Source organism: Siphonobacter curvatus, assembly GCF_002943425.1.
Lineage (GTDB): Bacteria > Bacteroidota > Bacteroidia > Cytophagales > Spirosomataceae > Siphonobacter > Siphonobacter curvatus.
The window spans coordinates 802,901-818,413 of the sequence record NZ_PTRA01000001.1; the positions used below are offsets into that span (position 1 = coordinate 802,901).

A 15,513-nucleotide genomic window follows, 5' to 3' on the forward strand; every position below is an offset into this window, starting at 1 on the left:
GGTGAGTATATAGAGTAGATCCAGCCCTACACCATGAATTGGACCAATACTATTAAAGTTTCTTTATTGAGTGGAATCCTGCTGGGAGCGGCTACTAGCCAGGCCCAGGTATTCATGCCTTCCATGGAGGAATTCGGGAAGAATCGAATCCAGCGGGAACGCTTTGAATGGCAGGTTTACACTACACCTAACTTTGAAGTATACTTTCACGGAAACAGCCGCTCGCTGGCGACGTATACGGCACAAATGGCCGAGTCGGAATTCGATCGAATCACCGATATTCTGAGTTATACGCCCTACAGCCGTACCAAGATATTTCTGTACGACTCGCCCAGCGATCTCAAGCAAAGTAACATCGGGGTCTCGCTAAATTCTGAAGCAGCCATTCGGGAGGAAAACCTTTCCAAGTCCCGCGTACAAATCGCCTTCACGGCCGATCATATTGCCTTTCGGCAGAAGTTAGCCAAAGAAGTATCTTCGGTGTTTGTGTACGATATGCTCTACGGCGGCAGTTTGAAAGACGCATTGCAAAGTCAGCTGCTGCTGTCATTGCCCGAATGGTTTATCTCGGGAATTACGGCTTACGTAGCCGAAGGCTGGAGCCGCGAGCTTGACGATTACATGCGGGATGTGGCTCTGAATAAGAAATTCAAGAAACCCGCTCACCTCAGCGGACCCGAAGCAACCCGCGTCGGACAGTCGATCTGGAACTTTATCGCGGAGCGTTACGGTCGGGACAATATCTCGAACATTCTCAACCTGACCCGGATCATCCGGACGGAGCAAACCAGTATCTCCAGCACCCTTGGCATTTCCTATAACCGTTTTCTGAGCGACTGGCGGGACTATTATACGCAGATGGCGACGTCTTCCGCTGCGGCTTTCAAGAGTCCTTCAGGTAGTACGCTGGCCAGTTATCCGCTCTTTACGGGTCACAAAATTGAACAGGTAAAACTAAGCCCCAATCGGCAGTGGATTGCCTATTCGGTCATGGATAACGGACAGTACCACGTGTATCTGACCGACACGCAGGGGCAGCAGAAAACGCAGCTATTGAAAGGTGGCGACCGTTTTCTAACGCGGGAACTTCCCGTATCGGCACCCTTGCTGGCCTGGCAGGATAACGGTACGCTGAACGTACTCGAACAAAAAGATGACCGTACCCTTTTACATCAGTTTGTGGAAAGCGAGAAGAAAGGCTTACGCCTGAAAGCTCGCCGGACGGTACGCGGATTTACTCAAATTGCCGGGTTCGATATTTCGCAGGACGGCTCGGTATTGGCCATCAGCGGCGACCGCAAAGGACAGAATGATCTGTTTTTGTATAATCTAAGTCGGAACTCCGTATTACAACTCACCAACGATTTATACGATGATCTAACGCCTGCCTTCGTAGGCCGTTCGACGACCCGCGTACTTTTTGCTTCCAACCGGACCAACGATACACTTTCAACGGCAGCTCCCAAAATGCTGCCCAATCGCTTTAATCTGTACCTGCACGACGGTAATCCACGGAGTCAGGTCTTGGAACGGCTGGCGGATCAGGCCCTGCAACCCATGGCCTCCAATGGCGAACGCATGTTTTACCTGAGTGATCAGCAGGGGATTCAGAATCTGTTCACGTATGATACAACCTCGCGGCAAGCTCGGCCCCTGAGTCAGTTTGTCGAAAGCATGACGGCCTACGATTATCACCCGAGTAGTGGAGCACTGGCGTACGTAAGCATAGAAAACGGTCGGCAGGCTGTGAAATTCTTGCCCAAACTTGCTCCCGTAGAAGCCAGTGAAACAGCCGCTACCGGACGGAGTATCCGCATGAATGGTGGCGTAGCTCGTACGAATCAGACCGCCAGTGGTGCCACCGATCCGACCAAAGCCCCCGTAGGGGTGGGGACGCCTTCGCGACTCAATTCCCTTCGTCCGGGTGAGATCGATACGGATAATTATCAATTTGATCTGGAAGGACTGAAAGTAACCGAACGCCGTACGGATAAGCCTTCGTCTTCACCCCGGGTCATTACAAACTCCCGTAGCCGAACCACTGTAGTACGCCGCGATGCTACGCGTTTGAAAGGCCCAACTTCGTATAAGGATGTGTTTGTGGTGAATAATACCGATAACCAGTTTTTGGTTTTGCCGTATCTGGTGAATCAAAGTGGCTTTGGTTGGCAGAACACGATTACAGTCAACGATTTACTCGAAAATAACATCATCAAAGGCGGCCTGTTTATTACGCCGACCTTCCGAACCAGCGAGATTTTTGCCGAATATCAGTACCTGGTTCATCGGATTGACTTTAGTGCCCGCTTTGACCGTCGAGCCTTTACTGATGGTTTCCCCGCTTCGGGACTCTTTACCAAGTACCGTTATAACCGACTCACGCTCACGGCTTCGTACCCCTTTACGGAGGCGTTGCGAGTATCGGCTTCTCCCATGTATACTCGCCTGAACCGCGTGGATGGTTCGCAGGGCGGCATTGGTTTACCCGACGCGGTGTCCAGCTTTGTCGGATTACAGGGTGAAGTGGTGTACGACAATACGCGGAGCAGCGGTATGAATCTGCTTGAGGGTACGCGGGTGAAACTGCGGGCTCAGCAACAGCAGGGGATGCGGTCAAACGCCGAAAGCTTCTTTAAGATTACGCTCGATGCTCGTAACTATACCAAAATCTACCGGGACCTTACCTTAGCCACTCGTATATCGTTTGGTCACTCGGGTGGACAGGCTCCGAAGCAAAGTATACTCGGTGGAATCGATAACTGGATTCCTTTCGGTACCGTACGGGAAGTGCGTAACGCCGAAAACCCCCTGAATCCGCTTAATATGGATTACCGTAATGTATTCTTTACGGATTTTGTTACGCCTTTGCGGGGTTTCCGGATGAATAAATTGTCGGGCGAAAGCTACGCATTGTTCAATGCTGAATTACGCTGGCCGGTATTTAAAGTACTAAGCCGTGGACCGCTTACCTCTACGTTCCTGCAAAACTTCCAATTGACTGCCTTCACGGATATTGGTACTGCCTGGACGGGAAGTGGACCATTTAGTCGGCAAAATAGTTTGAATACCGAGATTATTAATCCACAGGGAAGTCCCTGGTACGCTACCGTCAACAACTTCAAAAATCCGTATCTAATTGGATATGGGGTAGGCGTGCGGACGCTGTTCCTGGGATACTACGTAAAAGGCGACTTGGCCTGGGGAGTTGAAGATACGGCCGTGCAAACGCCTATTTTCCACGTTTCACTAGGCTACGACTTTTAATAACTTTTGACACTGACAAAAAAGCAGCTCTCTATCGGGGCTGCTTTTTTGTTAGGATCAGGTGGGTGATTGAAGCCCCGACTTATGAATGACTACCTACTGAAACAAGTCAGTTTAAGTACTGGCACAGCTTTTACGGCTTATGAATTAATCCCAACCCTGAATTTATGACGCTTACGTTTCCGCTGATCTGCTTGTTGCTCGGCTTTTTCCTGTTTTTTGGTATCATCCTAACCAAATCATCGCATCGTTTAGGGGTACCTAGCTTAGTGATATACTTAGCTTTGGGGATTTTTTTAGGAAACGGCGGCCCCTTCGATTTTATCTACGATTACCCTGAATTTACCCATTCCTTCAGCAATTTGGCCCTGGCCATTATCCTGTTCATTGGCGGCCTGGAAACTGACTTTCGGCATATTAAACCCGTTCTGGGTCGAGGACTGGTCTTGTCCACCGTGGGCGTTCTGCTGACGGCGGGTTCTGTGGCGTTGTTTCTCCACGTCGCTTTTGGCATTCGGTACCTGGAAGGATTTCTGATTGGTTCCGTCTTATCCTCCACGGATGCCGCCGCTGTATTCTCCATTCTGAATTCGAAAGGCCTGCGACTGAAAGAGAACATCTCAGAAACTCTGGAGCTGGAATCCGGTACGAATGATCCCATGGCCTTTTTCCTGACCACCATGTTTACCAGTATGCTTCACGAGCCGGAGATTCATATTGGACCCTGGCTCTGGTTATTCGTCAAGGAAATGTCCATTGGTTTCCTGGCGGGTGGTGCCTTGGGTTTAGCCACGAGTTTGATTTTACAGCGACTACAATTAGTGAATCGGGGTATGTATCCGGTACTGATTCTGGCGACGATTCTGATTGGGATTGGTGCCCTCATGATGTGGCACGGTAATGTACTGCTGGGTATGTACGTAACCGGTATGGTGATCAGTAGTCACCGCGAAAAATGGCTGGGCCGTAAGGAGACCTACCTTTTCTTTGAAAGCATTTCCTGGCTGATGGAGATCAGTCTCTTCGTCTTACTGGGCTTACAGGTATTTCCACGTAACATGGTGGCTTATCTGCCCCAGGCCCTCATCGTTTGTCTCTTCCTGATCCTGATTGCCCGACCGCTCAGCGTCTTCGTATCACTCGCCCCGTTCAAAGCCAGTTTGCAGAAAAAAGTATTTGTAAGCTGGGTAGGGTTACGGGGAGCGACGCCCATTGTGTTTAGTCTGATTCCGCTCATTGCCCGGGTACGGGTGGCCGACGTCATTTTCAATATCGTCTTCGCCGTAGTGTTAATCTCTGTACTGCTTCAGGGAACAACGCTGGGCTGGCTGGCGAATAAATTAGGGCTCAATGAAGACCAGCCCGCCTCCAGCCAGATGTAGTAAGGACCATCTTTAATCCATTGTATTAATTATTAGATTCGTAATAAGTGGCCAGTTACATCGTCATTTTTTAACAATTTGATGATTTGGGTTAACATTCTGGTAATATTCTTCTTGACGGGTAGAAATACTTTTGCACCACCTTTCGACGAGTAGTCAAGTGAAGAGTGCTTCTGCTGAATCCGTCCATCGTCGTTAAGGAATCTATTCCCAACCTTCCTGAGGTAACGTATGTAATCAGTCACGCCCCAAGTGTGACGGAAGAATCCTGTTGTTTTTACACTAACCATTACCGGAATGAAACACCCTGTACCACCGGGTTTTTTACCAGGCCTAAATCTCAAACAGTGCATTATTCTTGCCTGTTTGAGCGTAGGTGCTACGCCGTTGGCGAACGCAACGCCGATTCCTGCCCCTCTGCATACTACCACTCGGCAAGCAATCATCATTAGAGGTACCGTAAGCGACGGGAAAGACAATCTGCCCGGCGTAAACGTGGGCATCAAAGGGACCAGCAAGGGCGTCACGACCGATGTAAATGGAGCATTTACGATCTCGGTACCTGACACCGATGCTACACTCGTCTTCAGTTACATTGGCTATACAACGCAGGAGATCAACGTAGGAAATCTGACGACGCTGAACGTTACGCTGCAATCGGACTCGAAAGCACTCGACGAAGTAGTAGTCGTAGGGTATGGTACGCAGAAGAAAGTGAACTTGACGGGTGCCGTGGATCAGGTAACGAGCGAGGTACTCGACAACCGGGCCTTACCCAACCTGACGCAGGGCTTACAGGGGGTGATTCCCAACCTGAACCTGTTACCGGGTGATGGAAAACCCATTCAGTCGCCCGCGTATAACATCCGGGGAACAACGTCTATTGGTCAGGGAGGTAACGCACTGGTACTGATCGACGGCGTGGAAGGCGATCCCAGCCGGCTCAACCCGAATGACATTGCCAGCGTGTCGGTTTTGAAAGATGCGGCTTCGGCGGCGATTTACGGAGCTCGGGCGGCTTTCGGAGTAGTACTGATTACGACGAAGAATCCAACGAAGGATAAAACCAGTCTGACGTACACCTTCAACCAGTCGATCAAGTCCCCGACAACTCTGCCGGACTTTGTCACGGATGGCTACACCTTTGCCCGGATGTTTAACGAAAGCTGGTCGGCCTGGAACGATTACTCGCAGACGCCCCAGAACGTAAATAAAACGGTTCGTTTTTCGCCGGCGTATCTGGCGGAGTTCGAGCGTCGGGCGAATGATCCCAGCTTACCCAAAACCATCGTCAATTCCGCCGGTGAGTACGAATATTACGAGAATACTGACTGGAACAAGCTGCTCTATAAAGACCGCACGAGTGCTCAGGAACATAACCTTTCGTTTTCGGGAAGTAGCGGCAAGTCAGACTTTTACATCACGGGACGGTATTTCAATCAGCCCGGTTTGTTTCGGTATAATTCTGATGACTACCGCGTCTATAACCTCCGGGCCAAAGGTTCAGTACAGGTATTCCCCTGGTTGAAAGTGACAAATAACGCCGATTACTCGTCGTTGAAATACCACAACCCGCTGAACGTGGGCGAAGGCGGCGGAATCTGGCGGAACATTCAGGATGAAGGCCATACGATGGCTCCGATGTTCAATCCCGATGGTACGCTGACGTATTCGGCCGCGTACAGTGTCGGTGATTTCTGGTACGGCAAAAATGGAATCGACATGGATCGCCGGGTGTTCCGGAATACGGTCAGTTTGGCGACGCAGTTCTTCAACGATCAGTTGCGGGTGAATGGAAACTTTACCTTCCAGAATACGGATAACAACGAACAGCGGTTGCGGGTACCCGTACCTTATAGCCGCCGACCGGGCGTGATCGAGTACGTCGGTACGACTACGAATGACATTCAAAACCTGAACCGCGAAACGGTGTATACCGCTTCCAACCTATACGCCGAGTATGAACCGCACTTGCTCAACAAGAATCATTACCTAAAAGCCCTGGTGGGTCTGAACAGCGAACAGTCAACCTTCAAGCGACTCGAAGCCGTTCGGAACGGATTGATTTCTGAGAATGCAACGGATATTAACCTGGCTCTGGGACAATCAATTACGACGAGTGGCGGCTGGGAAAAATGGGCGATTCTGGGTGGTTTTTACCGAGTCAATTACTCCTTCAAGGAACGGTATCTGCTGGAATTGAATGGTCGGTACGATGGCTCTTCCAAGTTTCCGTCCAACCAGCGGTATGCCTTCTTCCCCTCCGTTTCGGCGGGCTGGCGGGTGGCCAACGAGTCCTTCTGGCACGTTTCACCCAAAGTTATTAGCGACCTGAAAATCCGGGCTTCGTATGGGTCACTTGGTAATGGGAACATCAGTTCCTACGCGTTTCAGGAGCAGTTTGCCATTTCCCAATCAAACCGCGTGCTGGGTGGCGTACGGCCCCAGCAAACCCTGCAACCGGGTGTAATTCCGAACGGACTTACCTGGGAAACGTCTACGACGACGAACGTGGGAATTGACCTGAGCGTATTGTCCAACCGACTGACGCTGGTAGCGGATGCCTATACCAGAAAAACGACGGATATGTTCACCGTGGGCATGAGCTTGCCCGCCGTGTTTGGCACCGACGTACCAAAAGGAAACTACGCGGATTTACGGACGAACGGTTGGGAAGCGATCGTTACCTGGCGGGACCAGTTTACGGTAGCCACCAAGCCGCTGAACTACGAAATTCGCTTCAACGTGAGCGATTACCAGTCGACAATTCTAAAATACAACAACGAGAAGAAGTTACTGACGGATTATTACGCCGGGCAAAAGGTCGGTGAAATCTGGGGCTTTGAAACCGCTGGTTATTTCACGTCCGCTGCCGACGTGGCCGAGTCGCCCAAACAAACGCTGTATAAGGCTTCCACGAGTGGACAGTACCTGCCCGGCGACATTAAATTCCGGGACCTGAATGGTGATGGCGTGATTAATAACGGGGACAATACCGTAGGAAACCCCGGTGATCGCCGCATCATCGGTAATTCCACGCCCCGGTATTCGTTTGGCGTGGCGGGTAATGCGAGTTGGAATAACTTCTTCGTTTCGCTGTTCTTCCAGGGCGTGGGCAAACGTGATTACTGGCCCGGAGCCGAAAACTCAAACTTCTGGGGACAGTACAATCGTCCGTACAACAAAATCCCGACCTGGCATCTGAATAACATCTGGTCCGAAGATAACCCGAACGCGTACCTGCCTCGCTACCGGGGATACACGGCCCAGAATGGTTCGGGCGTACTCAACCAGACGCAGACCAAGTACCTGCAAAATATGGCGTACATCCGTCTGAAAAACATTCAGTTGGGTTACAACCTGCCCGCCCGCTGGATTCAGCGATTGGGCATGGAGACGGCCCGCGTGTATACATCTGGCGAAAACCTCTGGAGCTGGTCGCCCTTCTACCGCATTACCCGGGATATGGACGTGGAGAATACGGGAGAATCGGACAGGGTATTAACCAACGGTGGAAATGGGAACGGTAACAACTACCCCATGCTGAAGAGCCTGACCTTCGGCCTTTCTGTAACTTTTTAAGCTTTCAAGAACAGGAATTCAGTACACGATTCAGTTAGTACTGAATTCCTGAAAACGATACTTTTCATGAGAAATCAAGTGTTGGGTATACTACTGGCGGGCGTGTTACTGGCCGGATGTAGTGATCTCGAACAAATGCCCCAGTCGACGGCTACGGGTTCCGTAGTTTTTGGCAGTGAAAACGGGCTGGCCCTGTACGCCAATTCCTTTTACACGACGGACGATAACCTGAAAATTCTGCCTACTTCGGGCGACATCATCCGGGGCGATGCGTTAGCTGATTATTCGGCCCGCTCGCAAGTGGACGATTTTCTGCGGGAAGGTGCCTACGGTCCCCGGCAAAGTACGGGCTGGAACTGGCGTCCGCTGCGAAACATCAATTACTTCCTGGAAAACAATACGAATCCCAACGTATCGGCGGAAACCCGGCGGCATTACAACGCCCTGGCTCGCTTTTTCCGAGCCTGGTTTTACTTCGATAAAGTAAAGCGTTTCGGGGATGTGCCCTGGTACGGAAAGACGCTGGCCATCGACAATCAGGAATTGTACAAAGCCCGCGATCCCCGGACGATGGTAATGGATTCCGTACTGGCCGATTTGAATTATGCTGCTGCGAATCTTCGGACGACTACGGATAATTCCCGCAGCCAGATTACTAAATCCATTGTGTACGGACTCAAATCCCGGATCTGTTTGTTCGAAGGAACTTTCCGCAAGTACCATACGAGCTACAACCTGCAAAATACCGCCAATAGCTGGCTGAGCGAAGCGGCTTCGGCGGCGGAAACGGTCATCAAAACGGGCGGCTTTACGCTTAACGAAGCGGGTGGTTCCGAAGCTTCGTATCGTCAGGTATTCATCAGTACAACGCCGGTCGCGAACGAAATCATGCTCTCCAGCGTGGCCGACGCAACGCTGAACGTGTTACACGATGCCAACTGGTGGTGGACAAGTGCCACCTACGGTTCCCGCGTGAGTTTCATCCGTACGTTTGTGAATACGTATCTCAACGCGGATGGTACGCCATTTACGTCGAAGGATGGATATCAGACCTTACCCTTTGCCGAGGAGGTAAAGAAGCGCGATAAACGCCTGCAGCAAACCATTCGCATGGGCAACTATAAACGAATCAACGGGAACGTGCAGGAGCCCGCTCCGCCCGTATTCTCGTACACGTATACGGGATACCAGCCTATCAAATGGACGCTCGACGATGTTTTCTACGACGGTGGCTCGCGTAATACCAATTCCATTTCGCTGATGCGTTATGCCGAAATTCTGCTGAACTATGCCGAAGCCAAAGCTGAGCTGGGCACGTTTACGGATGCCGACTGGACCCTGACCATAGGAGCCTTACGCAAAAGAGCGGGGATCACGGCGGGACTGACGGCCAAACCAACCGTAGCCGATCCGTACCTGCAAACCAATTATTTTCCGGGTATTTCGGATGCGGCCTTGCTGGAAATTCGACGGGAGCGAGGGATTGAACTAGCCCTGGAAGGGTTCCGGTTTTACGACATCGTACGTTGGAATCGGGGGGCGTTGATGGATCAGAAATGGAACGGTTTCTACGTACCGGCCCTGAATACACCGCTGGATCTGAACAGCGATGGCATCAACGATGTCGTATTCTATAAGGTAAGACCCGCAACCCAACTGTCCGGCGTGACGTATATCAATGTAGCCGAAACGGTAAACGGCGTGGTTAATCCCCAACGCTTGTCCAACGACACTTCGGGCGAACTGATCTGGCTGAACAACATTCCGCGTCGTTGGGAAGAGAAATATTACCTGTATCCCATTCCCGAAGCCGACCGTCAGATGAACCCGGCTCTGGGACAAAATCCGGGCTGGTAATCGGCGGTTTCCGGTTTTGCTCGTAAGTTTACTTTCATATTTGGCGGCCTCTGACTGAATCACGGCGGAGGCCGCTCCGTAATCTCTCTATGCAATGAAAAAAGTACTCTTTACCTTTCTGGCTGCGGTGTGTATGATCTCGGCCACGTTTGCTCAGAAAAACAACGCCATTACCGTTGCTTCCTACAACATTCGGTACAATAATCCCGGCGATGGCGAGAATGCCTGGCCCAATCGTAAAGACAATCTGAAAGCTCAGGTTCGCTACCATGATTTCGATGTCTTCGGGGTACAGGAAGCTCTGGTAGGTCAATTGAAAGACATTGCCGAAGGCAGCGAATATACCTACTTCGGAGCAGGCCGTGACGACGGAAAAGAAGGGGGTGAACACTCCGCGATTTTCTACAAAAAAGACCGCTTCAAAGTACTGGACTCGGGAAATTTCTGGCTGAGCGAAACGCCCGAGAAACCTGGCAAGGGCTGGGATGCAACCTGCTGTAACCGTATTTGTTCCTGGGTGAAATTACAGGATCAGCAGACCAAAAAGCAGTTTTACTTTTTTAATGTACACTTTGATCATGAGGGCGTGGTCGCTCGTCGGGAATCGGGGAAATTAATGGTGAAAAAAATCAAGGAAATCGCCAAAGGAGCACAGAGCATTTGTACGGGAGACTTCAACTCAACGCCCGAAACCGAGCAGATCAAGGAAATGCAAACCTTGCTGAATGATTCACGTCAGGTGACTAAAATGCCGCCGTACGGTCCGGTAGGAACGTTCAATGCCTTTAAATTCGACGCTCCGATGAAAGATCGGATTGATTACGTCTTTACAAGCAAGTCCATTCAGGTACTCAGCTACGCTACCTTTAACCAATCCCTGAATCAGCGTTATTTCTCTGATCACCAGCCGGTGGTCGTGAAACTGGTGATTCAGTAACGCAAGGCACTGATTGATCGAACTTCCCGGAGCGATTCGGGAAGTTCTTTTTTTGCCGGAATTTCTGGGAAGGCAGCTTTATTCCCTTTCTTTGCGACGAACCTTAGTAACGGACGAATGAGTCATTCTGCGTACACTCCCGAGCAACTGGAAGACATGTTGGGACGCCATCGAAAAAAATGGCACGAAAAGAAAATTCTGCGGATCATTTATTCCGAGTGGTATCAGATGATTCTTAAGGATTTGAGTCCCGTATCCGGTCCAACCGTAGAACTCGGGGGCGGGGGAGGCAATTTTAAAGAGTTCAAACCCGACGTCATCACTTCCGACATCGAGCCGCATCCCTGGATCGATCTGGTTTTCGATGCTCATCAGATGCCTTTTCAGGCGGGGGAAGTGAGTAATCTGGTGATGGTGGACGTCCTGCACCATTTGTCCAATCCGGTCCATTTTCTGGAAGAAGCCTATCGGGTGTTACAGCCAGGCGGGCGTCTAATTATGCTGGAACCGTATCCGTCGCCGTTTTCGCTGCCCGTATACCGGAAGTTCCACCCCGAGCCTTTCATCATGGACGTTGATTATTTCAACAAAACCGGTATCGATCAGAAAGATCCCTGGGATGCTAACCAAGCCATTCCGTATCTGCTTTTTTACCGGGATCGGAAGAAATTCCAGGAGCAATTCCAAGGTCGTTTTCAGATCAAACAGCAAAACCGCTTGAGCTGCATTCTGTACCCCGCCTCGGGTGGTTTCGAAAACAAATCCTTCATTCCCGACAGTCTGATTCCGCTATTTCAGTTTGCCGAAAAAATGCTCACGCCAGTACGATCGTTGCTGGCCTTCCGGTGTTACGTGGTGCTGGAAAAAATTTAATGAAGGGGTTGATAAATTTCATAGACCAACGTTCCCCGGTGGCTTAAGGCCGTGACTTTATGATAGTTGGGGTAGGAAGGAACCGCCTGATCGGGACTTAAAATCAGGTAGTCATAACGTACTGACAGGGGCTGGTTCATGTCAAGGACTAAGGAATCGGCCGCCTGTACATCTTTTTCGAGCAGAATCATGTGGAGCATGTGGTACTCGCTGACGAAGATCCGTTTCGGTGCGGTACGTACCAGTTGCCGGGCCAACTGCTGAGTGGTGCGGGACAAGTTTCCGGATCCTGGGAAATATAAATTGGAGATCGCATCCTGATACACGCGGAAGCTGTAGACGGAAAGCAGAAGGAGCCCGATCGCCATCCCGATCAAAAGGAGTTTGGGGGGTACATTCGCCCGTAAGAGTTGATACAGAAAATTACCCAAAGCCAAGCTCAGCCATACGCCCAAATACGTCCATACCCGACCTCCGGGAATAATGCCCTGCAACGCTACGACGATCATTCCCCCTAGAATTCCACACAGAAAAAGAATCGCCCAGGCGTTATCCGCAAAAGAACGAATGGATGCTTGGCTACGGTACCGATAACCCACGATCATAACCGCAAACAGAATAAGAACGAAGGCAGCTTGCTGCCATAAAAGCAGGGCATGCCACCGCCGTAAGAAGGTCTTCTGGTAGACATTAGTAATAATTTCGAAGACACTGAGCTTTTCAAAGAAACTATTAGCCTGAAAAAGTACGTCCCACCCATTGAATAAGAAGATGGGCAAGTACAAAAAGAAGATTCCTAAACCAATGGCTAATCCCGCCCAGCTGATTGCTGGCAAGTGCTGATACAGGCGATTTTTGAGGAGTGTATACGCAATAAACAGAAGCAAACCCAGGAAGGTATAAATGTACACGGGAATCGTATAGGCCCCTAAAACCGTACAAAGAATCAGCAGATGCAGGTAAAAAGGCTGGAACGATTTCAACCAGGCCCGTACGCTAAAGGCCGAGAGTAAAGCCAATAAACTAATCAGAGTATAACCACGTCCGTGGTGAGCAAATTGGCTGCTCAACGGTAGGATCAGGACCGTCAGTGTGGTGAAAAGGCTGCAAAGCAGTCCCCATTTTTTCAGACTGTAGATATACACCAGTGCTAACGTCAGGAGAAAATATACCAGCGAAACGCCACGAATCAAAACGAGAGGATTGATTAGGGACGTATCGAGTAGAGCATTGATCAGGTTATAAAAAACGTGATTATTGCCCTTCTGGTAGTACACCAACGTGAGTAGGAAGCCGGGTTTGCTACAGTTATAGTACGAGTAGAGTTCATCAATGTAAGGAGCATACTGAGTCAGGTAATAGATCCATCGGAAAACAGCCAGAGCGAGTATTCCCAGTAAAAAAAGAGTACTGAATCGATGCTGCAGAAAAACGGTACGCAGGGAAACAAAACGAGTCGTTGCCGTATGAATAAAGCTAGGAAAGGAAAACCCCAGCTTCTTTACGCAGAAAAGAAAAGCCACCAGAGTTACGAGTCCGTAGCCGAAGAAAAATAAAGAAAAATGATTATACCGATCTTCCGTTAAGTCCAGGGGTAGCAAATGAATAGCCGGAACAGCTGCGTACCGGGTACGTATCCAGCGGATGGCTTCCGGATACGTATAATCACTGGTAAGTTTAAAGAGTAGGGCAGAAAGGCTAACGAAAAGAAACAAAATTCCTAAATCCCAGCGGGTGATTTTTACTAGAGGGGGAGCTTGTCGCATTACTTTTAAATGTAATTACGTCATAAAGAAACGAGTCCCTAAATTAAGTAGTTACGCTTAACTTAGGAACTCGTTTGTATCGGAACAGGGTATTATTTCTTCTTCTGGTCTTTAGCCCAGGAATCTTTCAAACCTACGGTACGATTAAAAATCAGACGATCTTCTGTCGAATCGGTATCCAGATTGAAATAACCCTTCCGCAAAAACTGATACGCTTTACCGCTGGCATCCCGCAGACTAGGTTCGGCAAAAGCTTGTACCACTTGTAGCGAGTTGGGATTCAGGTGATCTTTGAAATCGCCTTCTGCTTCCGCTAAATCTTCCACCTGGAACAGACGGTCGTACAAGCGTACTTCTACAGGTACGGCATCCGCCGCGTTAACCCAGTGAATCGTGCCTTGTACTTTCAATCCAGACGTATCCGAACCAGATTTACTTTCCGGAACGTAAGTACAATGCAGTTCGGTTACTTTGCCTTCGGCGTCTTTCACTACCTCGTTGCATTCGATGATGTACGCACCTTTGAGCCGTACGCGATTGCCGGGAGCTAGCCGGAAGAATTTCTTCGGCGGGTTTTCCATGAAATCTTCGCGTTCAACCAGAATTTCGCGGGAGAACGTGACCGCCCGATTGCCTTCTTCGGGATTCTCAGGATTGTTTTCAATCGAAAGCTCCTCGGTTTGTCCCTCGGGATAATTCGTGATGACTACTTTGATCGGATCGGGATCAAGTACAACCATCACCCGCGTGGCTGTTTTGTTCAACTGTTCGCGTACGCAGAATTCCAGTAAGCCGACATCGATCAGGTTATCACGTTTGGCTACGCCGATGCGTTCGCAGAAATCGCGAATGGCTTCGGGCGTATATCCCCGACGACGAGCACCCGAAAGTGTGGGCATTCGCGGATCGTCCCAGCCTGCTACATGTCCTTCTTCCACTAATTGCTTGAGTTTCCGCTTGCTCATCACCGTATAGGTCAGGTTCAAACGCGCAAACTCGTACTGGTGAGAGGGGAAAATATCTAATTTCTCAATAAACCAGTCGTACAACGGACGGTGCGGAATGAATTCCAGCGTACAGATGGAATGAGTAATGTTCTCAATCGAATCCGATTGCCCGTGAGCAAAATCGTACATTGGATAGATGCACCATTCGTTGCCCGTCCGGTGGTGGTGGGCGTGTTTAATACGGTAAATCACCGGATCGCGGAAGTGCATGTTGGGCGAAGCCATGTCGATTTTGGCCCGCAGTACCCGACTGCCATCCGGAAATTCACCGGCTTTCATTCGCTCAAATAAATCCAGATTTTCCTCGATTGAACGATGCCGGAACGGACTTTCCTGACCGGGTTCGGTAGGGGTACCTTTCTGGCTGGCAATGGCCTCTGCTGTGGAATCATCCACATAAGCCAGGCCCAACTGGATCAATTTTTTTGCAAATTCGTACAGCTGAGCAAAGTAGTCGGAAGCGTATAGTTCTGCAGCCCAGTCGAAGCCAAGCCAGCGAACGTCCGCCTTGATCGAATCTACGTATTCAGTATCTTCCGTAATGGGATTGGTATCATCAAAGCGTAAATTGGTTTGTCCTCCGTATTTCTGGGCTAATCCAAAATTTAGACAAATGCTTTTGGCGTGACCCAGGTGTAGATACCCGTTTGGTTCGGGTGGAAAACGCGTCAGGACACGGCCTCCGTTTTTATTTTCACGGAGATCGTTTTCAACAATTTCTTCTAAGAAATTTAGGGACTTAACTTCTTTGGTCTCTTCCGTCATACTCGGTGCGGCTCGTTTGGAAAGGCGAAAATAAAAACCTTCCTGTAATTTAATATGAAAAGGGTCATCACTATCCCTGA

8 protein-coding genes are annotated in these 15,513 nt (G+C 49.9%); 6 read left to right on the forward strand and 2 right to left on the reverse strand.

The window, feature by feature from the left end; all coding sequences use genetic code 11:
• The first annotated feature begins 33 nt into the window (after positions 1–33).
• From C5O19_RS03275 to C5O19_RS03305, 6 genes are all read left to right on the forward strand, one after another.
• Entirely contained in the window at positions 34–3,264 is a 3,231-nt protein-coding gene (locus C5O19_RS03275) for a hypothetical protein (RefSeq protein ID WP_104709889.1), read from the forward strand.
• A 167-nt stretch (positions 3,265–3,431) separates the two neighbouring features.
• Positions 3,432–4,646, forward strand: a complete 1,215-nt coding sequence (locus tag C5O19_RS03280) for a potassium/proton antiporter (protein WP_104709890.1) — start codon at positions 3,432–3,434, stop codon at positions 4,644–4,646.
• 297 nt (positions 4,647–4,943) lie between these two features.
• A complete protein-coding gene (locus C5O19_RS03290) occupies positions 4,944–8,228 on the forward strand; it encodes a SusC/RagA family TonB-linked outer membrane protein (RefSeq protein ID WP_104709892.1) in 3,285 nt (1,094 codons plus the stop codon).
• A gap of 66 nt (positions 8,229–8,294) precedes the next feature.
• On the forward strand, positions 8,295–10,085 hold the full coding sequence (locus tag C5O19_RS03295) for a RagB/SusD family nutrient uptake outer membrane protein (RefSeq protein ID WP_104709893.1): 1,791 nt from the start codon (positions 8,295–8,297) through the stop codon (positions 10,083–10,085).
• A 94-nt stretch (positions 10,086–10,179) separates the two neighbouring features.
• The gene (locus C5O19_RS03300; protein ID WP_104709894.1) at positions 10,180–11,022 is read left to right on the forward strand and encodes an endonuclease/exonuclease/phosphatase family protein; all 843 of its coding nucleotides are present in this window, start codon (positions 10,180–10,182) and stop codon (positions 11,020–11,022) included.
• 117 nt (positions 11,023–11,139) lie between these two features.
• Entirely contained in the window at positions 11,140–11,895 is a 756-nt protein-coding gene (locus C5O19_RS03305) for a class I SAM-dependent methyltransferase (protein ID WP_104709895.1), read from the forward strand.
• On the opposite strand, the gene C5O19_RS03310 is transcribed toward C5O19_RS03305, so the two are convergent.
• The gene (locus C5O19_RS03310; protein ID WP_104709896.1) at positions 11,892–13,661 is read right to left on the reverse strand and encodes a hypothetical protein; all 1,770 of its coding nucleotides are present in this window, start codon (positions 13,659–13,661) and stop codon (positions 11,892–11,894) included. The two genes, C5O19_RS03305 and C5O19_RS03310, sit on opposite strands and share 4 nt — an antisense overlap.
• Before the next feature lie 92 nt (positions 13,662–13,753).
• Positions 13,754–15,433 (reverse strand): glutamine--tRNA ligase/YqeY domain fusion protein, encoded by a 1,680-nt coding sequence (locus C5O19_RS03315; protein ID WP_104709897.1) that lies wholly within the window; start codon positions 15,431–15,433, stop codon positions 13,754–13,756.
• Positions 15,434–15,513: the final 80 nt, after the last annotated feature.